This window comes from Streptomyces sp. AK08-02, assembly GCF_033795085.1.
GTDB classification, from domain to species: Bacteria; Actinomycetota; Actinomycetes; order Streptomycetales; family Streptomycetaceae; genus Streptomyces; species Streptomyces echiniscabiei.
Genome location: NZ_JARAZV010000028.1, coordinates 57729 through 81617 on the forward strand (window position 1 = coordinate 57729; position 23889 = coordinate 81617).

At 71.8% G+C, this 23889-nt stretch carries 18 protein-coding genes; 11 read left to right on the forward strand and 7 right to left on the reverse strand.

What is annotated here, in order from left to right; translation table 11 throughout:
* Positions 1–120 precede the first annotated feature (120 nt).
* Positions 121–1011: an esterase/lipase family protein gene (locus tag PV734_RS41840; RefSeq protein ID WP_319092474.1), complete on the reverse strand. Its 891-nt coding sequence runs from the start codon at positions 1009–1011 to the stop codon at positions 121–123.
* Between the two features lie 413 nt (positions 1012–1424).
* On the opposite strand from PV734_RS41840, the gene PV734_RS41845 reads away from it, so the two are divergent.
* Positions 1425–1841 carry a cobalamin B12-binding domain-containing protein gene (locus tag PV734_RS41845; protein WP_319294637.1) on the forward strand — a complete coding sequence of 139 codons (417 nt, stop codon included), beginning with the start codon at positions 1425–1427 and terminating at the stop codon, positions 1839–1841.
* A 31-nt stretch (positions 1842–1872) separates the two neighbouring features.
* Here PV734_RS41845 and PV734_RS41850 read toward each other — a convergent pair whose 3' ends face one another.
* Both PV734_RS41850 and PV734_RS41855 read right to left on the reverse strand, forming a co-directional pair.
* On the reverse strand, positions 1873–3564 hold the full coding sequence (locus tag PV734_RS41850) for a DUF5691 domain-containing protein (protein WP_319294639.1): 1692 nt from the start codon (positions 3562–3564) through the stop codon (positions 1873–1875).
* 76 nt (positions 3565–3640) lie between these two features.
* Positions 3641–4999 carry an SWIM zinc finger family protein gene (locus tag PV734_RS41855; RefSeq protein ID WP_319294641.1) on the reverse strand — a complete coding sequence of 453 codons (1359 nt, stop codon included), beginning with the start codon at positions 4997–4999 and terminating at the stop codon, positions 3641–3643.
* 167 nt (positions 5000–5166) lie between these two features.
* Between PV734_RS41855 and PV734_RS41860 the strand changes: the two genes are divergently transcribed.
* The 5 genes from PV734_RS41860 (at position 5167) to sucD (ending at position 13573) form a co-directional block, all read left to right on the forward strand.
* Positions 5167–6312: an AAA family ATPase gene (locus PV734_RS41860; RefSeq protein ID WP_319092470.1), complete on the forward strand. Its 1146-nt coding sequence runs from the start codon at positions 5167–5169 to the stop codon at positions 6310–6312.
* A 160-nt stretch (positions 6313–6472) separates the two neighbouring features.
* Positions 6473–9034: a DUF5682 family protein gene (locus PV734_RS41865; RefSeq protein WP_319294643.1), complete on the forward strand. Its 2562-nt coding sequence runs from the start codon at positions 6473–6475 to the stop codon at positions 9032–9034.
* Complete coding sequence (locus PV734_RS41870; protein ID WP_319092468.1) at positions 9031–10233, forward strand: VWA domain-containing protein; 1203 nt, start codon at positions 9031–9033, stop codon at positions 10231–10233. Before PV734_RS41865 ends, PV734_RS41870 begins: the two co-directional genes overlap by 4 nt.
* Positions 10234–11488: 1255 nt before the next feature.
* Positions 11489–12667 carry an ADP-forming succinate--CoA ligase subunit beta gene (gene sucC, locus PV734_RS41875; protein ID WP_319092467.1) on the forward strand — a complete coding sequence of 393 codons (1179 nt, stop codon included), beginning with the start codon at positions 11489–11491 and terminating at the stop codon, positions 12665–12667.
* A gap of 21 nt (positions 12668–12688) precedes the next feature.
* Positions 12689–13573: a succinate--CoA ligase subunit alpha gene (gene sucD / locus PV734_RS41880; RefSeq protein ID WP_319092466.1), complete on the forward strand. Its 885-nt coding sequence runs from the start codon at positions 12689–12691 to the stop codon at positions 13571–13573.
* 116 nt (positions 13574–13689) lie between these two features.
* Here sucD and PV734_RS41885 read toward each other — a convergent pair whose 3' ends face one another.
* Positions 13690–14808, reverse strand: a complete 1119-nt coding sequence (locus PV734_RS41885; protein WP_319294645.1) for a helix-turn-helix domain-containing protein — start codon at positions 14806–14808, stop codon at positions 13690–13692.
* Between the two features lie 97 nt (positions 14809–14905).
* On the opposite strand from PV734_RS41885, the gene PV734_RS41890 reads away from it, so the two are divergent.
* Positions 14906–16591, forward strand: coding sequence for a DUF6350 family protein (locus PV734_RS41890; RefSeq protein ID WP_319294647.1), 1686 nt, complete (start codon positions 14906–14908; stop codon positions 16589–16591).
* A 12-nt stretch (positions 16592–16603) separates the two neighbouring features.
* On the opposite strand, the gene PV734_RS41895 is transcribed toward PV734_RS41890, so the two are convergent.
* On the reverse strand, positions 16604–17392 hold the full coding sequence (locus PV734_RS41895) for a hypothetical protein (RefSeq protein ID WP_319294649.1): 789 nt from the start codon (positions 17390–17392) through the stop codon (positions 16604–16606).
* Between the two features lie 349 nt (positions 17393–17741).
* On the opposite strand from PV734_RS41895, the gene purN reads away from it, so the two are divergent.
* Positions 17742–18383 (forward strand): phosphoribosylglycinamide formyltransferase, encoded by a 642-nt coding sequence (gene purN / locus PV734_RS41900; protein ID WP_319092612.1) that lies wholly within the window; start codon positions 17742–17744, stop codon positions 18381–18383.
* 8 nt (positions 18384–18391) lie between these two features.
* Positions 18392–19963, forward strand: coding sequence for a bifunctional phosphoribosylaminoimidazolecarboxamide formyltransferase/IMP cyclohydrolase (gene purH / locus PV734_RS41905; protein ID WP_415924360.1), 1572 nt, complete (start codon positions 18392–18394; stop codon positions 19961–19963).
* A 129-nt stretch (positions 19964–20092) separates the two neighbouring features.
* On the opposite strand, the gene PV734_RS41910 is transcribed toward purH, so the two are convergent.
* A complete protein-coding gene (locus PV734_RS41910; protein WP_319294651.1) occupies positions 20093–21187 on the reverse strand; it encodes a helix-turn-helix domain-containing protein in 1095 nt (364 codons plus the stop codon).
* 267 nt (positions 21188–21454) lie between these two features.
* A complete protein-coding gene (locus PV734_RS41915) occupies positions 21455–22156 on the reverse strand; it encodes an RDD family protein (RefSeq protein WP_319092460.1) in 702 nt (233 codons plus the stop codon).
* Between the two features lie 257 nt (positions 22157–22413).
* Between PV734_RS41915 and PV734_RS41920 the strand changes: the two genes are divergently transcribed.
* Entirely contained in the window at positions 22414–23268 is an 855-nt protein-coding gene (locus PV734_RS41920; protein ID WP_319092459.1) for a bifunctional methylenetetrahydrofolate dehydrogenase/methenyltetrahydrofolate cyclohydrolase, read from the forward strand.
* Positions 23258–23770, forward strand: a complete 513-nt coding sequence (locus tag PV734_RS41925) for a DUF3017 domain-containing protein (RefSeq protein ID WP_415924359.1) — start codon at positions 23258–23260, stop codon at positions 23768–23770. Before PV734_RS41920 ends, PV734_RS41925 begins: the two co-directional genes overlap by 11 nt.
* Positions 23771–23889 lie beyond the last annotated feature (119 nt).

A 23889-nucleotide genomic window follows, 5' to 3' on the forward strand; every position in this document is an offset into this window, starting at 1 on the left:
CAATCGGCCGTGTTTCGGGGGACTGCGGGCACGGGTTTGGCCTGGCGTTCGAAGATTGTTCGAATTTCGCAGGTCGTTCAGCGCTCATGACCGGCCTGTGGGAAGGGTTTTGGGCGGGCCCTACGCCACGGTCAGGCCGCCTGTTCGCGCCCGGTCGGACCGTGCTCCGGCGGTGAGGACGTCGTCGCTCTGGTCCAACGCCTCCCGTATCCCGGTCGCGACGGCCGGGTGCACGGGCAGGGCGAGGTGACCGACGCCGGTGACCTGCACGTTCTGTGCCGACAGATCCGGGTGGTCGACGCGGGCCGTCTCCGGCGGGTCCATCACATGGTCCAGATCGCTCCAGAAGCTGACGAAGCGCGTACGGCAGTCGGGTGCGGGCAGGCGCAGTTCCTCGATGACATCCGAGCCGGGGCGCATCTGCCGGACGATGGGATGCGCGTCCGCCAGCGGAACGACGCGGGTGCCGCAGTGCGGGGTGCCGAGGGTGACGAGCGTACGGACGCGGAGATCACCGCCGAGGCGCTGGACGTAGTACCGCGCGATCAGGCCGCCCAGGCTGTGCCCGACGATGTCCACCCGCGGCTGGCCCGTGCGCCGGCATGTCTCCTCTATGTGCCGGCCGAGCAGCTCCGCCGCGGTGCGGATGTCGCAGGTCAGCGGGGAGTAGTTGAGTGACTCGATCTGCTGCCGGCCGTGCTGGGCGAGGGAGCGGCGCAGCAGAACGAAGACGGAGCGGTTGTCGATGAAACCGTGGAGGAGAACGACCGGGGGCTTCGGCTCCACCGGCAGGTGCGCGGTGACGGTCTCGGGGGGCACGGTGGGGTCCGGGACGGTCGCGGCCCTGCGTTCCTGGGCGATGCCCGACGGATAGAGGAGCAGGTGCCCCGCCAGGATCGCCAACTCCAGGGCTGTCGCTTTGAGGAGGGCGACGGAGAGTCCCGTCAGTCTGCTCGGCAGAACGCGCTGGCAGAGCGGAAGCAGGGGCAGTGCTGCCCGTGTGACCTTCATGGCCGACCTCCTGTCGGCACGCGGAGGACTTCTCCGGCCCCCGTGTGCCCTCGTGGGGGTCGCGCCGAGGGCGGCCGGTGGTGGTTGGCGTCGGGGGTGGGGCACGAGTGGGGCATGTGACGTGTGGGACGCCAAGGGGGTGGTGAAGCTCCTTGCCGTACGGCGACGAAGCTCCCCGCTGTCGTGCCCTGCTGCCCTTCGTTGCCATCTCCGACACACCGCCCCGCCTTGCCCGCCCCGGCGCGTGGCTCGCGACGCGGTGGTGCGACGACCTCGATGCGGCTCCCCTTGCGCCGGTCCCACCGGTGCGTGGCGAACGTGTCCCACCGTGTGATTTCCCCCTCGGCACCGGTCGCGAAACTGCCGGTTGCGGGATGCTTGACATAACGTTCGTTCACTTCAGGGAGGCAGCGATGGGTGCGGCAGCCGGACCGATCCGCGTGGTGGTGGCGAAGCCGGGGCTCGACGGCGACGACCGTGGAGACGAGGTGATCGCGCGGGCGCTGCGTGACGCCGGAATGGAGGTCATCTACACGGGCCTCCACCAGACGCCCGAGCAGATCGTCGGCACCGCGATCCAGGAAGACGCCGACGCGATCGGACTCTCCGTCCTCTCGGGCGCCCACAACGCCCTTTTCCCGGCCGTGATCGACCTTCTGCGGGTGCATGACGCGGCCGACATCAAGGTCTTCGGCGGCGGGAACATCCCCGCCGCGGACATCGCCGCGCTGAAGGAGAAGGGGGTCGCGGAGGTCTTCACACCGGAGGCGACCAGCGCGTCGGTCGTGGAGTGGGTACGGGCGAACGCACGGGAGTCGGCGGGGGCGTAGGGCCTGGGCGCGGAGCGCTCTCGGTCGCGGCTCAGGCTCCGCCCACCGGCTCGCCCGCCGCCAGTTCCTCCGCCATCGCCGCGCGCAGGCGCAATGTGCCCATGAGGCGCTGGAACGCCTCCGCCCAGTAGCTTCCCGCGCCCGGCGACGCGTCCTCCCCCTCGTCCGGGATCGCCAGCAGGCCGTCGAGGCGGCCGGCCTCGGAGGGATCCAGGCAGCGCTCCGCCAGCCCCATCACTCCGCTGAAGCTCCATGGGTAACTCCCCGCGTCCCGGGCGATATTGAGCGCGTCGACCACTGCCCGCCCGAGCGGTGGAGCCCACGGCACCGCGCACACCCCGAGCAGTTGGAAGGCCTCGGACAGCCCGTGCGTCGCGATGAACCCGGCGACCCATTCGGCCCGTTCGGCGGAGTCCAGCGTGGCGAGCAGCTTCGCCCGCTCCGCCAGGGACGCTGCTCCGGGCCCGCCGGCCTCGGGTGTCGAGGGCCTGCCGAGGAGGGCCCGGGACCAGTCGGCGTCCCGCTGTCGCACCGCCGCCCGGCACCACGCGGCGTGCAGCTCACCCTGCCAGTCGTCTGTGACCGGCAGGGCCACGATCTCCTCAGACGTACGTCCGCCGAGCCGCGCCGACCACGAGCCGAGCGGGGCCGCCTCCACCAACTGGCCGAGCCACCAGGACCGTTCGCCCCGCCCTGCCGGGGCCTTGGCCACGACACCGTCGCGCTCCATGCCCGCGTCGCACTCGTGCGGCGCCTCGACGACGAGCGCGGGTCCGTCCCTCCTCTCGTCACCGCCGCTGCCATCTGTGACATCCGTGCTGTTCGTGTGGTCGAGCGCCACACACGCTCCCGCCCGGACCGCCATCCGGGCGGCGAGCGCCGAATCAGGCAGGGCGGACAGCAACTCGGCCGCTGTCGCGCGGACGTTGCGGCTGCGGTCGGCCAACGCCCGCTCCAGGAAAGGCTCGTCCGCGGCGAGCAGTCCTGTGCGGAGCGAGTCGAGGAACATCAGCCGGTCCTCGGCGCGCTCCGTCGACCAGGTCGTCTCCAGCAACTCCCGGGCGGCGGCGGGCTCCCGCGCGCGAATCGCCGCGAGGAGGGAGACGCGCTCGGCGAACAGGCCCTCCTGCCACAGCCGCCGGATCCGGTCGGACTCCTCGGCGCCGGGCAGGGCCGCGCCCCCGCCCGGGGTCGAGCGCAGGGCGAACCGCCAGTCCGTGTTCAGCCGTGCGAGCCACAGAGCGCGCGGACCCGCGAACGCCAGCGCCGCCGGCCGCAGATCCGTGCGCCCCCGGGCCGCGTCGAGCAGTGCGGGCAGTGTCTGAGGAGGGGCCGCGTAGCCGTGTCTGTTCGCCGCCGCGAGCCATTGGGGCAGCAGTTCCATCAGATCCGGTGCCGTACCCCTGCGACCGCTGCCGCCGGGAGTGCCGGGCCGGTCGGCCAGCAGCAGCGCGAGTCTGCGGGCAGCGGCGGGGGGCAGCGGCGGGCGTGGGTCCGCCGCCGCGGGCTCCGGTCGCTTCGCCGCCCGGGCCGGCCGCAGCCCCGCCCGCCGCCGTACGGTCTCCACGGCCGCCGCGCCGAGCAGCGCGACCGGCGCCTGGCTGCCCGGCGGGCAACCCGGGGGCGTACGCCGCTCCGTGCCGAGCAGTGCCGCGGTGACCAACTCCTCCCAGACACGCGCGGAGGGCGAGCCTGTGGGGGAGGAGGCGCTGCTGGCGTTCATGACATTCCCTTTCGCCGGGCCAGGAGTGGAGTCGTGGGGAGTCGTCGTGTCGTGAGCCGTGGAGTGCCGCGCCGCCTCAGCACAGCGGGACCGCCTGTCCCGCCGTCCCCTGCGGCCAGGCGGTCAGAGGGGTGAAACCCCGGTGACCGCACTCGCCGAAGACCGTGACGGGGGCCCCGCCCGACAGGGCGACGAGGCGCCACAGGCCCGGGTGAGCGACCGCGGAGGGGGCCAGGGGCAGCGCCAGGTCGGTGTCGGCATCCGCCAGTTGCCAGGAGCCGCCGTCCGGTACGGGTATGACCCGGCCCAGCGTCACCGGGAAGGAGTCCAGCCAGGGATCACCCTGAAGTGCCTCCCCGTAACGCTCGGCCGCGCATGTGGTCGTCGTCCCCGGTGGCCGTACGTCCGTCGGCGCGGGCGGTGTGAACCGCTCGCCCAGGGCCGCCCTGAGCTGACCGGACCCGGGGTACACGGACACCTCCGCCTCGAACGCCAGACCGACCGGCAGGGCCAGTTCGGGGGCGCGGCCGGCCGCCCCGTAAGAGAGGAGCAGGGCGGTCCGGCCCGACTCCACGCCGTGCAGCCAGATCCGGCGCGTCGTCAGACGGGCGTCCGCCGTCTCGTACTGGGCGAGGACCAGCCAGCGGTCGCGCACCGGCGGACCGTCCGCCGAACCGGGCAAGCCGATCCGGGACCGCACCGTCGCCGCCAGACCCTCCGGCAGCTCGTCCCGGCGCAGCCAGCCCCGGTTGAGCAGGTGAAGAAGCGCGCACTCCTCCAGCAGCCGCACCGGCCAGCCCGGACCGGACGCCGGGATCGCCCCCAACTCCCTTACCCGCGCTGCCAGTCCGGGGGCCTGTGCGTCGACCATGCGGGCCGCCGTCTCCTCCCACAGCCCGTAGCCCGCCTGTTCCGACGTGGCCAGGCCGCCGCGCAACAGGTCGGCGAGGCGCTGCTCCAACTCCGTCGCCCCCGCCGTGATCCGCTCGGCCCGGCGCTCCGCCCTGCGCCGTGCCGCCTCCGGATCAGCGGACCCGGCCGGGGAACCGGCCGCCCCCGCCGCCCGTTTCTCCTCCGTACGCTTCCGCCGGCCCGCCAGCCACTCCTCCGCCCAGCCCGGCGCCTCTCCTCGCGGCACCGCCCCATCGCCGCCCGCCCAGAGCAGCAGCAGGCCGAGCGCGTGCTTGCACGGGAACTTGCGGCTCGGACAACTGCACTTGTACGCGGGCCCGGTGGCGTCCGCGATGTCGACGACCGTCTGATACGGCTTGCTGCCACTGCCCTTGCACAGCCCCCACACCGTCCCCTCGTCAGTACTGCCGGCCTCCGACCACGGTCCGGCCGCGCCGAGTTTGCTTCCCGCTTTGCGTGACGAGACGTCAGGCGCCAGTGCCAGCACCTGATCCGCCGTCCAGCGCACCCCCTGCTGAGTCATGACATCGAAGGTAGATCCCGGCACTGACAATCGGTCCTCGCAGCGATCGCCGCCCAGCCCTAAAAACCGTATTTCCGCAGGTCAGAACGCATTGTCAGTGGTGTGGTGCAGTGTGGTCACCAGATCCGAACGGGCCAAGACCGGCCGAGCTGGAGGGGGACCGAGCCATGCCTGTTTCCGCTGAACCGACATCCGTCGACCCGCGTCACGAGCAGTCCGCTCACGCGAACGGCACGGAGGAACTGCGCCCGCACGCCGAGGACGCCTTCGCCGCCGAACTCGCGGCGCTGGCCGCGCAGGACGACCGCCCGCGCCCGGCCCGCTGGAAACTGTCGCCGTGGGCCGTCGCCATGTACCTGCAGGGCGGCACGCTGCCCGACGGCACGGTGATCACCCCGAAGTACGTGGGCCCGCGCCGCATCGTCGAGGTCGCCGTCACCACCCTCGCGACCGACCGTGCCCTGCTGCTGCTCGGCGTGCCCGGCACGGCGAAGACCTGGGTGTCCGAGCACCTGGCGGCAGCGGTCAGTGGCGACTCGACGCTACTGGTCCAGGGCACGGCCGGCACACCGGAGGAGGCGATCCGGTACGGCTGGAACTACGCCCGGCTGCTCGCGCACGGCCCGAGCCGCGAGGCCCTCGTGCCCAGCCCCGTCATGCGGGCGATGGCGGAGGGGATGACGGCCCGCGTCGAGGAGCTGACCCGCATCCCGGCCGACGTACAGGACACGTTGATCACGATCCTGTCGGAAAAGAACCTGCCGATACCGGAGTTGGGACAGGAGGTGCAGGCGGTCCGCGGGTTCAACCTGATCGCGACGGCCAACGACCGCGACCGAGGGGTCAACGAACTGTCCAGCGCCCTGCGCCGCCGCTTCAACACGGTGGTGCTGCCGCTGCCGGAGAGCGCGGACGCCGAGGTCGACATCGTCTCGCGCCGGGTCGACCAGATCGGCCGCTCGCTCGACCTGCCGGCCGTGCCGGACGGAGTCGACGAGATCCGTCGCGTCGTGACCGTCTTCCGTGAACTGCGCGACGGCATCACGTCGGACGGCCGGACGAAGCTGAAGTCGCCCAGCGGCACCCTGTCCACAGCCGAGGCGATCTCGGTCGTCACCAACGGCCTGGCCCTGGCGGCCCACTTCGGCGACGGAGTCCTGCGGTCCTCCGACGTCGCCGCGGGCATCCTCGGCGCCGTGGTCCGCGATCCGGCGGCCGACCGGGTGGTCTGGCAGGAGTACCTGGAGGCGGTGGTCCGCGAACGCGACGGCTGGAAGGACTTCTACCGCGCGTGCCGTGAGGTGAGCGCGTGAGCCGGCGCAGGCGCAGGCGCAGGGGTGTGGGTGTGGGTGTGGATGTGCGGGGGCGTGTGTACGGGTTGTCGATGGAAGGCGGTTCGGTGTCCATGCGGGTGGGTGGCGTGAGTACGGCGGTCGACGACGGTGACTCGACCTGGCGCGGGAGGCGAGTGGCGTGACCGAGGTCGAGGGGGGCGCCGGGCCGTTGCTGCTCGGCGTACGTCATCACGGGCCCGGGTCGGCGCGGGCGGTACGGGCCGCGTTGGCGGCGGCGCGGCCGGCGGTCGTACTGATCGAGGGGCCGCCCGAGGCCGACGCCCTGATCCCGCTTGCCGCCGACGAGGACATGCGACCGCCGGTCGCCCTGCTGGCCCACGCCGTGGACGAACCCGGCCGCTCGGCGTTCTGGCCGCTGGCCGAGTTCTCCCCGGAGTGGGTGGCGATCCGCTGGGCCCTGGAACACGGGGTTCCCGCCCGTTTCATCGACCTCCCCGCCACTCACACGCTGGCGTGGGAAAAGGAGGGCGGGGGCGAGGGCGGGGGTGGGGGTGGGAGCGAAGGCGAGGGCCAGGAGGGGGCAGACGCGGGCCGGGTGCCGGCAGCGGATGCGGGTACCGCCCGGGAGACCGCCCCGGACGCCGACCCGGATAGTGCCCCGGACATCGTCACGGAAGCCGAGGTGCGGGTCGATCCGCTCGCCGTGCTCGCGCGGACCGGCGGTTACGACGATCCCGAGCGCTGGTGGGAGGACGTCGTCGAGCACCGGGGGACGGGGGAGGGGGACGCGTTCGCTCCCTTCGAGGTGCTCGAAGAGGCCATGGGTGCGCTACGGGAGGTGTACGGCACCGGGGGCCACGACCGGGATCCGGTGCGGGAGGCGTACATGCGCCTCCAAGTGCGGGCGGCACAGCGGGAGTTCGGCGACTCCGCGGTGGCCGTGGTGTGCGGCGCGTGGCATGTGCCCGCACTGCGGCAGAGGGTCGGCGTCGGCGCCGACCGGGCGCTGCTGAAGGGGCTGCCCAAGGTCAGGGTGGACGTGACTTGGGTGCCGTGGACGCATCGCAGGCTCGCGCGGGCGAGCGGGTACGGGGCGGGCATCGACTCGCCCGGCTGGTACGGGCATCTGTTCGGTGCGCGGGACCGGCCGGTCGAGCGGTGGATGACCAAGGTGGCCGGGCTGCTGCGCGACGAGGACAGAATGGTCTCCTCGGCGCATGTCATCGAGGCGGTGCGGCTGGCGGAGACGCTGGGCGCGATGAGGGGCCGCCCACTGCCCGGGCTGACCGAGACGACCGACGCCGTGCGGGCGGTGATGTGCGAGGGCTCGGATGTTCCGCTGGCCCTGGTGCACGACCGGCTCGTTGTCGGGGATGTGCTCGGGGAGGTTCCCGAGTCGGCGCCCGCCGTCCCGTTGCAGCGTGACCTGACGCGGCTCCAGCGCCGGTTGCGGCTCAAACCGGAGGCGCTGGAGCGGGAGTTGGAGCTCGATCTGCGCAAGGACACCGACGCGGCGCGCAGTCGGCTGCTGCACCGACTGCGACTGCTCGGGGTCGGGTGGGGAGAGCCGGCGGCGTCGCGCGGCAGCACGGGTACCTTCCGGGAGACATGGCGGCTGCGGTGGGAGCCGGAGTTGGCGGTGCGGATCGCCGAGGCCGGTGTGTGGGGGACGACCGTCCTCTCGGCGGCGACCGCCAGGGCGGAGGCCGACGCCGTGGGAGCGGGTTCGCTGGCCGACGTGACCGCCCTCGCCGAGCGCTGTCTGCTCGCCGAACTGTCGGACGCGCTCCCCGTGGTGATGCGCGTCCTCGCCGACCGCGCGGCCCTGGACGCTGACGTGGGCCACCTGGCCCAGGCCCTGCCGGCGCTGGTCCGGTCCCTGCGCTACGGCGACGTACGCGGCACGGACACCCGGGCGCTGACCGAGGTCGCGGCGGGCCTTGCCGAGCGCGTCTTCGTGGGCCTGCCCCCGGCCTGCGCCGCCCTCGACACGGAGGCAGCCGAGGAGATGCGGCGCCATGTGGACGCGGTGCACGGGGCGGTGGGGCTGCTCGGCGAGACCGCGCGCCCGGCCCCCTTCTCGGGTACTCCCGGCACTCCCGCCTCGGGTACTCCCGCGAGCGGCCCCTCGGGTGCGGAGGCGAGAGGCGTCGCGGCTGCCGTCGCGCCGGGACGCCGCAGTGAGCTGCGGCGCCGCTGGCACTCCGTGCTCCGGGTGCTGTCGGCGCGGGACAGCGTGGCCGGAGTCGTGCGGGGGCGGGCCGTACGACTGCTGCAGGACGGCGGGGAGTTGGCGCAGGACGAGGCGGCCGTGCTCATGGGGCTCGTGCTGTCACCGGGGACGCCGCCGGGGGACGCGGCAGCGTGGATCGAGGGGTTCGTCGGAGGCGGCTCCGGGGGCGGGATGCTGCTCGTGCACGACGAGGGGCTGCTCGGGCTGGTCGACGACTGGCTGACCCGGGTGCCGGCGGAGGCGTTCACCGATGTGCTGCCCCTGCTGAGGCGCACGTTCTCGGCGTACGAGCCCGGCGTGCGCAGAACGCTGGGGGAACTGGTCCGGCGCGGTCCGGGAAAGCGGGGGAGCGCGGTGACCGGCGCCGCCGGTATGCCGGGCTTCGCACCCGATCTGGACGCCCGGCGAGCGGACGCCGTGTTGCCGGTGCTGCGGCTCCTGCTGGGGCCGTCGGACGCGGGTGCCGGGGGAGTCGACGACAACAACCTGGTGGGGGTGGGGACATGACGACGGCGACGACGGCGACGAAGTCGGCAGATCCGGCAGATCCTGCGGATCCGGCACAGGAGCGGTTGCGGCGGTGGCGCCTCGTACTGGGAGGTGACTCGGCGGACGGTGTCGGCTGTGCGCTCTCCAAACAGGACGCGGCGATCGACGGGGCGCTCACCGCGCTCTACGGGAGGGGGGACGGGGGCAAGGACAAGGCGGGGCGGGACCGTTCGGCGGGGCTCGGGGCATCCGCGCCGTCGGTCGCGCGGTGGCTCGGCGACATCCGGACGTACTTCCCGTCGTCCGTCGTCCAGGTCATGCAGCGGGACGCCATCGACAGGCTCGGACTCTCCGCCCTTCTGCTGGAGCCCGAGATGCTGGAGGCGGTCGAGGCGGACGTCCACCTCGTCGGCACACTCCTCTCCCTCAACAAGGCGATGCCGGAGACGACGAAGGAGACGGCAAGAGCCGTCGTACGCAAGGTCGTCGAGGACCTTGAGAAGCGGCTCGCCACGCGGACCCGGGCCACCCTCACCGGCGCGCTGGACCGCAGTGCCCGGATCAGCAGGCCGCGCCATCACGACATCGACTGGAACCGCACGATCGCGGCCAACCTCAAGCACTACCTCCCCGAGTACCGCACGATCGTGCCGGAGCGGCTCATCGGCTACGGCCGTGCCTCCCAGTCGGTGAAGAAGGAGGTCGTCCTCTGCATCGACCAGTCCGGTTCGATGGCGGCGTCGGTGGTGTACGCGTCGGTGTTCGGGGCGGTGCTGGCGTCCATGCGGTCGATCGACACCCGGCTCGTCGTCTTCGACACGGCGGTCGTCGACCTCACCGACCAGCTCGACGACCCGGTGGATGTGCTGTTCGGTACGCAGCTCGGTGGCGGTACGGACATCAACAGGGCGCTCGCCTACTGCCAGTCGCAGATCACCCGGCCCGCCGAGACCGTCGTCGTACTGATCAGCGACCTCTACGAGGGAGGCATACGCGACGAGATGCTGAAGCGGGTCGCCGCGATGAAGGCGTCCGGGGTGCAGTTCGTGACGCTGCTCGCGCTGTCGGACGAAGGGGCGCCGGCGTACGACAGGGAGCACGCGGCGGCACTCGGGGCGCTGGGCGCACCGGCGTTCGCCTGCACGCCCGATCTGTTCCCGGACATCATGGCCGCGGCGATCGAGAAGCGCCCACTGCCGATACCCGACACCGCGTGAACCGAGTCAATCCAGTCAACCCGGTCAACCGCGTCAACCGCCTCAACGGGGTGACGTGAGTGTCATGAGGGCGGCTTAGGTCGGCAAAGAGGACATGAGGGCGCATCGGTAACGGCCGACTTGCGCGACCTCGGGAGGGCCGTGCAAAAATCGGCGCCGCCTCGTCCTGCTCCTCGCTGATCCATGACGTTCGTCGTCGTATCGCCGCCCGGGAGAGTTTTCCCTCGTGAACCGGCCAGCCGCCCTGCCCGTTGCCGTACTGCGTGTGACACGCGCGGTGGCGGGGCGGCGCGCGCTGCGAGTGGCGGTGCTGGTGGGCGGGCTGTTCGCCTTCGGGTTCCTCTGCGGGGAGCGGGCGCACGCGGCGGAGGGCATGCCGTCGATCCCAGGGGCCGTGATCGCACCTCCCGCATCTCCACCCACCTCCCCCTTATCCCAGGCTGCTCATTCGGTGCCGGTGTGCCCCGAGCCGGGGACCGCCCCGCGCACGGCTGGTGCCGAGGCCAGGGACAAGTGCCGGGACCTCCCGGTTCTCCCCGCCTGACGGGAGCCTTCTCGTTCCGTCGCCGTGCGCGAATTCGTCCGGCCGTGAGGGCGCGCGACAACTGCACGGAGTGCCAGCGCAGCCGGGTGCCCGGTCTCCGCGCATCCCCTCCGTGTGTACCCCTCCCGCGTCCGTACCCCTCGGGGGTCGCACCCCTCCGCGTCCGTACTCCTCGGCGTCCGAGATACTCCCCGCTCCGACACTCGCGTCCCGGTCCCCGTACGCCTCCTGGTGTGCGGATCATGCGGACTCCGCCGGGAAAGCCCCCGTACGGCCGAATGCCATCGGTCCGGTCAGGGCGTGCCCGACGGAGGGCGGCGAGCGGCTCCCCAGGGGAGGGGACCGCTTGCCGGAGGTCCGTCGACGCCGTTGACGGACCTTCCAGAGGCCTCACCGGGCTCACCCCGGCCCGGTGAGGCCTCACCTTTGCCCCCTATGCGTCCCTAACGCGTCTTTACGCCCGTCGCGAGGGCTGAGCGCGGGCCCGTCGCAGGCCGAGAGTGGCACTCTGTGACAGGTATCACCGCTCAGGTGTGATTCCTGATTTAGGGACCTGCGGCGTGCGGCGATAACCTGCGGGACGGACATGCCGCGCGCTCGGTCACCGTGTGCGCCACCCTTGTGACAGCGGACGTCACGTTGCCCTTCGCGGCACGCCCACGCAGACAGCAGACCGCTGAGCGGCGAGATCACTGATAGGGACGGACGCGCGTGGACCTGTTCGAGTACCAGGCGAGGGACCTCTTCGCCAAGCACGGTGTACCGGTGCTGGCCGGTGAAGTCATCGACACGCCTGAGGCGGCCCGCGCGGCAACTGAGCGTCTTGGCGGCAAGTCCGTCATCAAGGCGCAGGTGAAGGTCGGTGGGCGTGGAAAGGCCGGCGGCGTGAAGCTCGCGGCCACCCCGGACGAGGCCGTCGCCCGCGCGACGGACATCCTCGGCATGGACATCAAGGGCCACACGGTCCACAAGGTGATGATCGCCGAGACCGCGCCCGAGATCGTCGAGGAGTACTACGTCTCGTACCTCCTCGACCGCACCAACCGCACCTTCCTCGCCATGGCGTCCGTCCAGGGCGGCGTGGAGATCGAGGTCGTCGCGGAGGAGAACCCCGAGGCCCTCGCGAAGGTCCCGGTCGACGCCAACGAGGGCGTGAGCATCGAGAAGGCCCGCGAGATCGTCGCGCAGGCCAAGTTCCCGGCCGAGGTCGCCGAGCAGGTCGCCGAGATCCTCGTGACCCTGTGGGACACCTTCATCAAGGAGGACGCCCTCCTCGTCGAGGTCAACCCCCTCGCCAAGGTCGCCTCCGGCAAGGTCATCGCCCTCGACGGCAAGGTGTCCCTGGACGAGAACGCCGAGTTCCGCCAGCCGGAGCACGAGGCGCTCGAGGACAAGGACGCGGCCAACCCGCTCGAGGCCGCCGCGAAGGCCAAGAACCTCAACTACGTCAAGCTCGACGGCGAGGTCGGCATCATCGGCAACGGCGCGGGTCTCGTCATGAGCACCCTCGACGTCGTCGCGTACGCCGGTGAGAACCACGGTGGGGTCAAGCCCGCCAACTTCCTCGACATCGGCGGTGGCGCCTCCGCCGCCGTCATGGCGAACGGCCTGGAGATCATCCTCGGCGACCCGGACGTCAAGTCCGTCTTCGTCAACGTCTTCGGCGGCATCACCGCCTGCGACGAGGTCGCCAACGGCATCGTGCAGGCGCTGCAGCTGCTCGCGGACAAGGGCGAGGAAGTCACCAAGCCCCTCGTCGTCCGCCTCGACGGCAACAACGCCGAGCTGGGTCGCAAGATCCTCTCCGACGCCAACCACCCGCTGGTCCAGCGTGTGGACACCATGGACGGCGCGGCCGACAAGGCCGCCGAGCTCGCGGCTGCGAAGTAAGGGAAGAGGGACAGAACAGCCATGGCTATCTTCCTGAACAAGGACAGCAAGATCATCGTCCAGGGCATGACCGGTGCCACGGGCATGAAGCACACCAAGCTCATGCTGGCGGACGGCTCCAACATCGTCGGCGGCGTGAACCCGCGCAAGGCGGGCACCTCCGTCGACATCGACGGCACCGAGATCCCGGTCTTCGGCACGGTCGCCGAGGCGATCGAGAAGACGGGCGCGAACGTGTCGGTCCTCTTCGTACCGCCGGCCTTCGCCAAGGCCGCCGTGGTCGAGGCGATCGACGCGGAGATCCCCCTCGCGGTCGTCATCACCGAGGGCATCGCCGTCCACGACTCGGCCGCGTTCTACGCGTACGCCGTGGCGCAGGGCAACAAGACCCGGATCATCGGCCCGAACTGCCCCGGTCTCATCACGCCGGGTCAGTCGAACGCCGGCATCATCCCGGGCGACATCACGAAGCCGGGCCGGATCGGTCTGGTCTCGAAGTCGGGCACGCTGACGTACCAGATGATGTACGAGCTGCGTGACATCGGCTTCTCGTCGGCCGTCGGCATCGGTGGCGACCCGGTCATCGGTACGACGCACATCGACGCGCTGGCCGCGTTCGAGGCGGACCCCGACACCGAGCTGATCGTGATGATCGGTGAGATCGGTGGTGACGCGGAGGAGCGTGCCGCGGACTTCATCGCGAAGAACGTGACGAAGCCGGTCGTCGGTTACGTCGCGGGCTTCACCGCGCCCGAGGGCAAGACGATGGGCCACGCCGGCGCCATCGTCTCCGGCTCCTCCGGCACGGCCGCCGCGAAGAAGGAAGCCCTTGAGGCCGCCGGTGTGAAGGTCGGCAAGACGCCGACCGAGACGGCGAAGCTGGCGCGCGAGATCCTCGCCGGCTGAGTCGGTCGGCTGAACCCTGGTGGGCCCGTTCCCCTTGTCGGGGGCGGGCCCACTGGCGTTGGTACGGGTGCCGTGGGACTGCCGGCACCCGCGGCCGGGCGGCGGGGCCCGTCACCTCACCTGGGCTCCGGCAGGACTCTCTCAGGACCGGTCGGTGTCGTGCTCTGCAGCAGCTTCTTACGCAGCTTCAGTTCCGTCCGGGACAGCGCCCCCGGGGCCGCCTGTGGTGGCACCCCCAGCACGGTCGCTCCCGGGGCCACCGGTGGCTCGTAGCGCGTCGGGGCCGTGTGCAGGGTGAACGCGGTGGCGCCGATCAGGGCGACGGTGAAGGCGATCGCCGCCTGCGTCCAGTTCCGGGCACGGCGTTCGCTGCCCGCGCGGACGGTCGAGGGGCGGGCGGCGCGCAGCCGGGCGTGGGTGGCCAGGCCCGCCAGACGGGACGAGAGACGGCCCGGGTCCTGGAGGTCCGGCAGGCGGGTCGCCACCGTCTCGCGGGCGTGCAGGAGCCGGTTCGCCGCCGCCCGGGTGCTCGCCTCCGTCTCCGCCGCCGTCTCGGCCAGGCCGAGGCCCACACCGTCGTGGAGGAGCAGGGTGCGCCGGTACGGCGGGGGGAGTTTCAGGAGGACGGACAGCAGCGCGCGGTCCGACGCGTCCGCGGGCGGGGCCTCCGGGTGGCGGTGCCGGGCGCGGAAGCGGTGCCAGGGGGAGAGAGCGCACTCGTACGCCGCAGCGCGCACCCACCCCGCCGGGTCCGGATCCACGGCCACCTCCGGCCAGCGATGCCAGGCCAGCTGGAACGCCCGTTCGACGGACTCGCGCGCCAACTCCCGTCGCCCGGTGAGGAGATAGGTCTGCCGTACGAGGGCGGGGGCGCAGAACGCGTAGAGCGCGTCGAAGGCCTGAGCGGGAGTCAAAGGGGCGGCGGCAGGCGTGCCGACCGTCGCCTTTCCGACGGCGGCGGCAGCGGCGGCAGCGGTGACCGTGCTTGAGGTGGCCGAGATGCTCGAGATGGTTGAGGTGGTCGTGGCGGTGGGTGTCGGTGCCGCTGCCAGCAGGCTCGCGTATGTCTGGGCCCTGCGCCCGCGCGGTGTCGTGCGGCCGGTCTCCCACGCGCGTACCGTCTCGCGACTGACGCCCACCCGTTTGGCGACCTGGGCCTGCGTCAGCGACTGGGACTCGCGCAGGCGTCGGCGTTCGGCGGGCGGGGGCAGCGGGATGGCGGGGCTCTGCGTCACCGGGTGCCCCTTCGCGCGTGAAGGTACATAAAACGTATATTGAGTGACACGTCGTAAGTTCGCCTGTTACGCCGGGAAAGCGCGTGTCGTTGGGAGCATGGCGTTCGTGACCCAGACGACCGACCGCCGGCTTCCCTTCCCCCTCCTGCGTACCAGGATCCGTGACCGGGCCCGTGACCGGATCCGCGACCGACTGCGTGACCGTTCCCCCGGACTGGGCGTCGGCCTGCTGGGCGGCGCGGTCGCGGCCGGGCTCGGGCTCGGTTCGTTCGCCGTACTCGTCATGGTGCTGTGGATCAGCTCGCCGTACCCGGACAGCGGCCCCGACGGCGCCCTGCACATCGCCGCCGCGCTCTGGCTGCTCGCCCATGGAGCCGAACTCGTCCGGGTGGACGGTCTGTCCGGCGCCCCCGCCCCCGTCGGCCTCACCCCGCTCCTCCTGCTCGCGCTCCCGGTCTGGCTGCTGCACCGCGCCGCCCGCGACGCGACGGAGGGCCCGGAGGAGGAGGGGGCGGCCCAGGACGCGCCTCCCCTTCCCGCCCGTACCGTCTGGCTCGGTGTCGTCGCCGGCTATCTGGCCGTCGGCGGATGTGTCGCGCTGTACGCGTCCGGGGGCGGCCTGCGTCCCGACTGGGCGTCTACGGCCGTCTGCGTGCCGCTGCTCACCATGGCGGCGGCGGGCGCCGGGGTGTGGACGGCGTACGGCCGCCCGCACGGGCCCGTCTCGCCACGGGTGCTGTGTCTGCTGCCCAGGCCGGTACGCCGGCCGGTCCTGGACCCGGATGCCCGCGGCCGCTTCCTGGCCGCCGGCCGGGCCGCGGGGGCCGGTACCGCCGTGCTCGTGGGGGGCGGGGCGCTGCTCGTCGCGGTGTCGTTGGTGGGGCACGGCGGGGCCGCCCGGACTTCCTTCCTCCAGCTGACGGAGGCGTGGTCGGGCCGGATCGCCGTACTGCTGCTGTGTCTGGCCCTGATCCCCAACGCGGCGTTGTGGGGCGCGGCCTACGCCCTCGGCCCGGGTTTCACCCTCGGCGCGGACCACGTCACGGGGCCGCCGGCCTCCGACCCGGCGCCGCTGCTGCCACCGTTCCCGCTGCTGTCGGCGGTGCCTGACGCCGGGCCGGGCACTCCGCTGGTCTGGGCTGTCGTCGCGGTGCCGGTGGCGGCCGGGCTGACGCTGGCCTGGTTCACGGCGCGGGCGGCGGCAGGCCCGGGCGAGCGGAGAACGCCCTGGTCGGGCAGGCGTACCGCCGCGAACGCGGGTCTTGCCGCCGCCCTGTGCGCGGGCGCGCTCGCGGCGCTGGCCGCCCTGGCGGGCGGGCCGCTCGGAAGCCGCGCCCTCGCCCATGTCGGGCCGGTGTGGTGGCAGACGGGCGCGGCGACGCTGGCGTGGACGGCGGCCGTCGCCGTTCCGACGGCCCTGGGGATGCGGGCCTGGCGGCTGCGAAAGCGGCCGAAGGGCTCGGGCGCGGACACCGGAACGTTGAAGCTGAGGCCCGCGGCGGCACCCGCCGGGGTGAGGAAGCCGCACGGGAGCGTGACAGACGACGCGTACGACGCGTACGAGGCGAGCGACCCCTACGGGCTGGAGGCCGTCTACGACTTCCTCCCCGCCGACCCGCCGTCAGGGTCCGGGTCACCGTCACCCTCGCCCTGGTACGGCGACACCGCGTCCCGAGAGGCCCGCTGGGCGGCGCTGAAGGAGGCGTCTTCGACGCCGTCGCGGGAGACGGAACCGGAACCGGACGTGGAACCGGAAACGGCATCGGAAGAGTCGCAGTCGTAGGCGCAGCCGAGGCTAGCTGTTCGTGCCGAACACCTTCCGGAGCGGCTTCGGGAGCAGGTCGTCGCAGGCCTTCTGGGAGGTGGTCGTGAGGGCGTCGTTCGCGCACGTGTAGTAGTCGCGGTACACGAACTGGAGGGCGATCGTCCCGGCGACCATGGCGAGGGCGAGGGAGGCCGTGACCAGACCGCTGATCGCGGCCGTCCGCTGCTGCCGGTTCACGGTGCTCGTCCCCGGTGAGGGCGCCGGGACGTCCGGGTTCGGGGTGCGGGGCTTGGCGCGCAGGGCGCTGATGCCCCAGTTCAGAGCGAGCGCGCCGAGCAGCAGTGACACGTAGGGCCAGCCGAAGAGGACGAAGAAGAAGGCCCACATGCCGCACAGCAGTGCGTACCGTGCGTGGCGCTGGGCCGGGTCCGTCGGGTCCCAGCGCGGGTCGGTGCCCGATCCGTCGCCCTTGCCCTCGGGGCCGCCCTGCCCGCCGGGCCGGCCGGAGCGGTCGCCGAATCCGCCCGGGGAGCGGCCGGGCTGCCGATCGCTCCACTGGCTGCCCCACGGGGAGTGACCGGAGTCGCCGGAGGCGTCGTCGCCCGCCGGACGCCGGGGCTGCCACGGCTTGTCCGGTGTGCCCTCGGGCGGCGGGGCGAACGGGTTGTCGTCCTGGGCCGCGCTTCCCTGCCGGTCGCCGTTCGCGCCGGAGTCGCCGGTCTTCTTGCCCGAGGGCGCGTCGGGCGGCGACGCGGGGCGCTCCCGCAGCAGCACCGACTGCGGAGTGAGCGTGAGGAGTCGCAGGCTGCGGTCGGACATCAAGTGAGCGTCTTCCCCTTGGTGATCACGGTTGTTCACGGCCGTTGGTTCACGGCCGCTGGTTCACGGCTGTTGATTGAGAGTGCTTCGGCTGAGGCTGCTTCGGCATGAGCCGCCACCCTGTGAACGCACCGCATGACGACCGCGTTCCCGAACCGGCTCCTCCCAGACGCTACCTTCCGGCCACGCCCCCGTCCCGTGGGGGCTGTCCGGAGTGCCGGTATCGTTGCTGCCGGTCGGCCGCTTCGTAGACTTCCCCGTATCCCGGGGCGCGAAGCATTCGTACGACCGTACAAACGCTCCCCCGAGAAAGGGCCCCGCCGTGGCCGAGTCCCAGGCTGCCAAGTCCATGGGCAACGTGGACAACGCGGTCACCGCGGTCAAGCGCCTGGTCGTACTGGTCTCCGGATCCGGTACGAATCTGCAGGCGCTCCTCGACACCGTCGCGGCCACCGGCACCGAGGCCTACGGGGCCGAGATCGTCGCCGTCGGGGCCGACCGCGACGGCATCGAGGGGCTCGCGCGCGCGGAGCGTGCCGGGTTGCCGACCTTCGTGTGCCGGGTGAAGGACCACGGCACCCGGGCGGAGTGGGACGCGGCGCTCGCCGAGGCGGTGGCCTCGTACGAACCCGATCTGGTCGTCTCCGCCGGGTTCATGAAGATCGTGGGCAAGGAGTTCCTGGCCCACTTCGGTGGGCGGTTCGTCAACACGCATCCCGCCCTGCTGCCCAGTTTTCCGGGAGCCCACGGCGTTCGCGACGCGCTCGCGTACGGCGCCAGGGTCACCGGCTGCACCGTCCACTTCGTCGACGACGGCGTCGACACCGGACCGATCATCGCTCAGGGCGTGGTGGAGATCCGGGACGAGGACGACGAGAGCGCTCTGCACGAGCGCATCAAGGAAGTCGAGCGAAGGCTGCTCGTCGATGTCGTGGGGCGGCTCGCCCGCAACGGCTATCGCATTGAGGGACGAAAGGTAGTTATCCAGTGACCGCCGACATCACTGTCACCGCCGAGAGCAACAAGCGGGCCCTTCGCCGGGCGCTCGTCAGCGTCTACGACAAGACCGGTCTGGAAGAGCTGGCCCTTGGTCTGCACGAGGCCGGCGTGGAACTCGTCTCCACCGGATCGACGGCGGGCCGGATCGCCGCCGCCGGAGTCCCCGTCACCAAGGTCGAGGAGCTCACCGGCTTCCCCGAGTGCCTGGACGGCCGGGTCAAGACCCTGCACCCCAAGGTGCACGCGGGCATCCTCGCCGACCTGCGCCTGGAGGACCACCGCAACCAGCTCGCAGAACTGGGCGTCGAGCCCTTCGACCTGGTCGTGGTCAACCTCTACCCGTTCCGCGAGACGGTCGCCTCCGGTGCCTCGCCCGACGAGTGCGTGGAGCAGATCGACATCGGCGGCCCGTCGATGGTCCGCGCGGCGGCGAAGAACCACCCGTCGGTGGCCGTGGTCACCAGCCCGGCGCGGTACGCCGACGTCCTGGCCGCGGTCAAGGACGGCGGCTTCGACCTCACCGCCCGCAAGCGGCTGGCCGCCGAGGCCTTCCGGCACACCGCCGAGTACGACATCGCGGTCTCCAGCTGGTTCGCGAACGCCTACGCGCCCGCAGACGACTCACCCTTCCCCGAGTTCATCGCCGCCGCCCTGGAGCGCAAGAGCACCCTCCGCTACGGCGAGAACCCGCACCAGCCCGCCGCGCTCTACGTCGACGGCACGGGCACCGGTCTCGCCGAGGCCGAGCAGCTGCACGGCAAGGAGATGTCGTACAACAACTACACGGACACGGATGCCGCCCGCCGTGCCGCGTACGACCACGACGAGCCCTGCGTCGCGATCATCAAGCACGCCAACCCCTGTGGCATCGCGGTCGGTTCGGACGTCGCCGAGGCGCACCGCAAGGCGCACGCGTGTGACCCGCTGTCGGCGTTCGGCGGGGTCATCGCCGTCAACCGGCCGGTTTCCAAGGAGTTGGCCGAGCAGGTCGCCGAGATCTTCACCGAGGTCATCGTCGCGCCCGACTACGAGGACGGCGCCCTCGAAGCCCTCGCCAAGAAGAAGAACATCCGCGTCCTGAAGGCCCCGGCCGCGCCCTCGCACCCCGCCGAGGTCAAGCCCATCGACGGCGGCGCGCTCCTCCAGGTGACGGACCGTCTCCAGGCAGACGGCGACGACCCGGCCAACTGGACCCTGGCGACGGGCGAGGCGCTGTCCGAGTCCGAGCTCGCGGACCTCGCCTTCGCCTGGAAGGCGTGCCGCGCGGTCAAGTCCAACGCCATCCTGCTCGCCAAGGACGGCGCCTCGGTCGGCGTCGGCATGGGCCAGGTCAACCGCGTCGACTCGGCGAAACTGGCGGTCGAGCGGGCCGGGGAGGAGCGGGCGCGCGGTGCGTACGCGGCCTCGGACGCGTTCTTCCCGTTCCCGGACGGGCTGGAGATCCTCACGGCGGCCGGCGTCAAGGCGGTTGTACAGCCCGGCGGTTCGATGCGCGACGAGCTGGTGGTCGAGGCGGCGCGGAAGGCGGGCGTCACCATGTACTTCACGGGGACGCGGCACTTCTTCCACTGAGTCCTGAGTGCCTTGTGAGTTCCGTGAGTTCTGCTGAACGACGCGTGCCGCGGCCCACCGGAATCCGTTCCGGTGGGCCGCGGGCGTTTTCGTGAGCGGGATCGCGCATACGCGGGCTGCCCCGCCGGCTCAGGGACTTGGAGTGGGCGATGCCGTGCCGCCGCCGGCGGCTCGTTCGCAGTTCGGCCAGTCGTGGAAGTCGTGGTTCCTGTCCCACAGGCGCTTGGCCGCCGTGATGTTCCACGCCGGGTCCAGCGCCTGCCGCGGGGTGCCGCCCAGCTCGCGCAGACGGGCGTCGGAGATCTGGAACACGCCCCAGTTACGGGTGCCGTTGGTGTTGGGCAGGATGTGCAGCGGGTCCAGGAAGGACTGGCAGTCCGCGATGGCGACGGCCTTGGCGGGCGCCTCCTTGAACACCGCGCGGATGCGCTGCCGCACCTTCTCAGGCGACCACACGTTCATGCGCACCTTCGGCGACGCGTACAGCGCCTCCTTCGTCGCGTCGTCCACGATCCCGTTCGGCGGGAGGCCGGCGAACACCTGGAACGCGGTGACCCGGCGCAGGGTCTGCGGCCCGAAGTCCGAGTCGACGCCGATGTCCGCGCCCTTGTCGTGCAGCAACTGCTGCACCTCGTGCACGCAGTTGTCGTGCTCGCCCATGGCGACCACCGAACGACAGCCCGACGAGAACAGCACACGGTCGTCATGGCTGGCGGATGCCGCCTCCTGCGCCGACAGGAACCAGGCGGAGCCGCCGAGCGTCACGACCGCCGCCACCGCGGCGGCGACCACGGAGTAGCGGGCGCGGCGCACCGGGGCGGGGGCCGGCGTCGCGGGCTTCCCGGCGACCGGGTCCGTCACCGCGTCCCCGGACTCCGCACTCGCCTCCCCGCTCGTTTCCGCACTCCCCTCCGCACTCCCCTCCGCGCTCGACTCGGCACTCGCCTCCGTACTCGACTCCGCGATCTCCTTGAGCCGGGCCGTGTCCGCGAGTGCCCAGAGTCGGTGCAGTGACCGCAGTTCGTCCGGGGACGCCCCGCAGACCGTGCCGAGGCGGTGGACGCTTCCGTAGTCCTGCGGCACCGAGGTGCCCTTGCAGTAGCGGTGCAGAGTGGAGCCGGCTATCTCGGTCCGCTTCGCGAGTGCTTCGTAGCTGAGTCCCGATCTGTTCTTCAACGCGCGCAGTGCCGCGGCGAGTTGTTCGGATTCCTGGTGTGCGGGCATGGTTTCCCCCCATGGCACGTTGGTCAGACGCTCCAGTAGCCGGGCCACTGTGCCATGGAGGCCGTCCCATGGCCGTTCCAACGATCTCAGAACGTGCCAGGCGAACGGCGTCCCACCGTCCCGGCATCCCACGGGGCCCCGTTTTCTTGCCCGACAGACGAGTTCGCTGCTACTGCCAGGACCGTGTCGGGGACGCGTCAGGGCCGTGTCCCCTCGTACGGGGGACACGGCCCTGGTGGACGAACGGCGTCAACGTGACGCCCGAGCTCAGTTCTTCTGGATGACCATCGTGCTCGCGGCCTTGTCGTGCCAGCCCTGCTGACGCCCCGACTTGTCCCAGAACGGGGACAGGAACACCACGAGCTGGCCGATACCGCAGGCGAAACTGCCGACGACCGGGATGATCCAGCGGATGAACGACGAACCCAGGCCGGGCTTCTCGCCGGTTTCGGCCTTCACGACACGGATACCGACCGCCATCTTGCCCAGCGTCGCGCCGAGCAGGCCGGTCATCAGCCACTCGTAGAGCAGGCCCGCGAGCGCGAGGAGGAGGAAGACGGCACCGAACTTCCCCACCATGTCCGAACTCGCGTTGTTCATGCAGGTGTTGTAGTCGGTCGCGTTCGGGTCACAGTCCTTGGCCGAGTCGATGAAGCTCGCGATACCGGCGAAGCTCAGGGCGAAGGACAGCACACCGAGGATCAGCCAGTCGATCACGCGGGCGCCGAAGCGGCGGCCCATCGAGGCGACCCGGGGACCGGGGCCGCCCGGGTAGCCGGGCTGCTGCGGATAGCCGTACCCCTGCTGGGGCGGGAGGCCCGGGGCCTGCGGGTAGCCGTAGCCGGGCTGGCCGGGCTGACCCGGCTGCTGGGGATAGCCGTAACCGGGCTGGCCCGGCTGCGGGGGGCCGAAACCCTGCTGGGGGTTCTGTGGCTGTTCGTACGGGTTCTGCGGGGAGCCGAAACTCATGGTTGATCTTCCTCCGTTGCGCTGCGGGGACGATGCGGATGGCGCGGAGGAACGTCAGAGAAACGAGCGGTTTGCCCCCCAACACGGACCGCGATGCTGCGCGGCTCATCGTCGTAGGTGAGGTAAGCCCCTGTCCAGCGGCATTCGGTAGACGTTGTGCAAGTGCAACATCTGTGATCATGAGCGGACAGGGTGGGCAAAGGGTTCGGGCGGACCCGGATTGGAACCCGGAGGCGGTCATCCGCGAGGATGGGGGCATGACCGCCCAGATTCTCGATGGCAAGGCCACCGCAGCCGCGATCAAGTCCGATCTGACCGCCCGCGTGGCGGCGCTGAAGGAGAAGGGCGTCACGCCCGGCCTCGGCACGATCCTCGTCGGGGACGACCCCGGCAGCCAGAAGTACGTCGCGGGCAAGCACCGCGACTGCGCCCAGGTGGGCATCGCCTCCATCCAGCGTGAACTGCCCGCCACTGCCTCCCAGGAGGAGATCGAGGCGGCGGTCCGCGAGCTGAACGAGGACCCCGCCTGCACCGGTTACATCGTCCAGCTGCCCCTGCCCAAGGGCATCGACGAGAACCGCATCCTCGAACTGATGGACCCCGACAAGGATGCCGACGGCCTCCACCCCATGAACCTCGGCCGCCTCGTGCTGAACGAGCCGGCCCCGCTTCCCTGCACCCCCAACGGCATCCTCACCCTGCTCCGCGCCCACGGCGTCGAGATCAAGGGCGCCGAGGTCGTGGTCGTCGGCCGCGGTGTCACCATCGGCCGCCCGATGCCGCTGCTGCTCACCCGGCGCAGCGAGAACGCGACGGTGACGCAGTGCCACACGGGTACGCGTGACCTGGCCTCGCACCTGAAGCGGGCGGACATCATCGTCGCTGCCGCAGGCTCGGCCCACCTCGTCCGTGCCGAGGACGTGAAGCCGGGCGCCGCCGTCCTCGACGTCGGCGTCTCACGCAACGCCGAGGGCCGGATCGTGGGCGACGTCCACCCGGACGTGGCCGAGGTCGCGGCCTGGATCTCCCCGAACCCCGGCGGAGTCGGCCCGATGACCCGTGCCCAGCTGCTCGTCAACGTGGTCGAGGCGGCGGAGCGCAGTGTCGGCTGAGGCGGAGGACAGGCGGGCGGAGCCCGCGACGGAGTCCGGTGAGGTGCCCGAGCCCACCGTCGTCGACCCCGTCAGCGCGCCGGACGCCCATGGGCGCCCCCGGCGTACGACGCGGCGCTTCCCTCTCTTCACGCGGGACACCGCGCGACCCGAGGGCGGCGGCCGGGCGGCTCCCGGAGACGCGCCCGCGCCCGCCCGGCAGTGGCCGATCCTCGCCGTGCTGGGCACGGTCGGACTCGGCCTGCTGCTGACCGCGCTCGACGTGTTCCGGTACGGGACGCTGCTGATCGGGGCCGCCCTGCTGGCCGGTGCGGTGCTGCGCTGGGTGGTGCCGGACGTCGGGATGCTCGCCGTACGGTCCCGGTTCACGGACATGGTCACGTACACGCTGCTGGGTACGGCCATCGTGCTGCTGTCGATGATGGCGCAGCCCGACCCGTGGCTGACGATCCCGTTCCTGGACGACACGCTGCACTACACGATCAGCGGCCAGGGCGGCTAGGCCAGGGGGCAGGTCCTGGGCATCATCAGAACCGGACGACGGACGGCCGGAGCGCGGAGGGCCGGAGCACCCGGGGCCGTACTTCGCCCCGGTGGGAACCGATCCGCCCCCTGACATCG

Coding starts and splice junctions, on each gene's coding strand:
- PV734_RS41855 (WP_319294641.1), bottom strand. CDS start 4,999: ATGACTCAGCAGGGGGTGCGCTGGACGGCGGATCAGGTGCTGGCACTG.
- sucD (WP_319092466.1), top strand. CDS start 12,689: ATGGCTATCTTCCTGAACAAGGACAGCAAGATCATCGTCCAGGGCATG.
- PV734_RS41845 (WP_319294637.1), top strand. CDS start 1,425: ATGGGTGCGGCAGCCGGACCGATCCGCGTGGTGGTGGCGAAGCCGGGG.
- PV734_RS41895 (WP_319294649.1), bottom strand. CDS start 17,392: ATGTCCGACCGCAGCCTGCGACTCCTCACGCTCACTCCGCAGTCGGTG.
- PV734_RS41920 (WP_319092459.1), top strand. CDS start 22,414: ATGACCGCCCAGATTCTCGATGGCAAGGCCACCGCAGCCGCGATCAAG.
- PV734_RS41860 (WP_319092470.1), top strand. CDS start 5,167: ATGCCTGTTTCCGCTGAACCGACATCCGTCGACCCGCGTCACGAGCAG.
- purN (WP_319092612.1), top strand. CDS start 17,742: ATGGGCAACGTGGACAACGCGGTCACCGCGGTCAAGCGCCTGGTCGTA.
- PV734_RS41915 (WP_319092460.1), bottom strand. CDS start 22,156: ATGAGTTTCGGCTCCCCGCAGAACCCGTACGAACAGCCACAGAACCCC.
- PV734_RS41910 (WP_319294651.1), bottom strand. CDS start 21,187: ATGCCCGCACACCAGGAATCCGAACAACTCGCCGCGGCACTGCGCGCG.
- PV734_RS41890 (WP_319294647.1), top strand. CDS start 14,906: ATGGCGTTCGTGACCCAGACGACCGACCGCCGGCTTCCCTTCCCCCTC.
- PV734_RS41840 (WP_319092474.1), bottom strand. CDS start 1,011: ATGAAGGTCACACGGGCAGCACTGCCCCTGCTTCCGCTCTGCCAGCGC.
- PV734_RS41870 (WP_319092468.1), top strand. CDS start 9,031: ATGACGACGGCGACGACGGCGACGAAGTCGGCAGATCCGGCAGATCCT.
- PV734_RS41850 (WP_319294639.1), bottom strand. CDS start 3,564: ATGAACGCCAGCAGCGCCTCCTCCCCCACAGGCTCGCCCTCCGCGCGT.